We start from the raw sequence: 1,094 nt of genomic DNA on the forward strand, positions 1-1,094 counted from the left end.
ATGCAGGGCAAAAATCAGCTCATGGACACTCCGCACCTGCTCAGCCTCCTCAGGGATGAGGGCTTGAAGACAGGATTGGAGCAGATGACAGTCTGCCAACCACGAACGAAAAATCCCCGGGGATAGCTGCCCGTCTTTATCAGCTTGCATTGGCAGAATAATACTGTTTAAACCGGATCGGATGATCTGTTTTAGCGCCTCGAATCGGTTGCTCAGTTGCGATAACTCTTCCAACAATGGCTTGACCTCGGCTGAGCCGGTGTCACCCGCCAGCCACAAAAATGCCCGGTAACCCCCCAGCAGTGCTTCAGCCCCGTGAATCAGCCGATTTACGTGGTCCCTGGTCTCAGCCAGTCGTTTTGATCGTTGTGGCGACATGCTCAATTTTATAGGGTTTGCCAGACAATCCAGTCCGCCGCCGGAGGCAAAAAATGCCAACAAACGGGCATTTTGATCCGTGAGCCATTGAAAACCGCTGGCTACCCCGTGGAATGCGCCTTCAGGGAGAGATAAATCATCCCGTGACGGGACAGCTTTTGCCAAAGGCACATCAGAAGCAGCAGAAGCCAGGCTCCTGTGACTGGCCAGTTTCTCGGTAATGTCACCGGCCACAATAAAGGCACCGGGCTTACGCTTAAAGCGGGCGCAGGCCAGCGTGACTTGCTGGCCATCCTGAGCGACCACTGTCTCATACTCACCGCCAGCGAGCATTAAGGGTGTTTTTTCCTGTCTCATGAGGATCGCTACATGATCATTAAACCCTCCTTCGGCAATAATAAAACCGCCTGCCCGTTTCAGGAACTCAGGCACAAGCATCCACTCTTCAGCGTGGTGGGCGACGACAATGGCTCCATCTGGCATGGCGACTGCGTCTTGTTCTTTGGCCAGCCAGATGGAGCCGGTGCAATAGCCTTCGCTTACGGCTTCGCCACTGGCCAGACTGTCTTCGGGTACAGGCATGGCAAAATCCATACCGCCAGAGAGTCGGGTAACGGGGCGTACCTGTAACACAAACGGGCAACCCTGACGATCGATGGCAAACTCCACATCCACCGGGCAGAACAACAGGTTTTCCAGCTTTATCACCATCTCCT

1 protein-coding gene is annotated in these 1,094 nt (G+C 54.3%); it reads right to left on the reverse strand.

The window, feature by feature from the left end; genetic code table 11:
* The coding region (locus KDK18_RS09685; protein WP_257254701.1) for a PEP-utilizing enzyme at nt 1–1,094 on the reverse strand (1,094 nt) is incomplete at both ends.

Source organism: Endozoicomonas sp. SESOKO3, assembly GCF_024606255.1.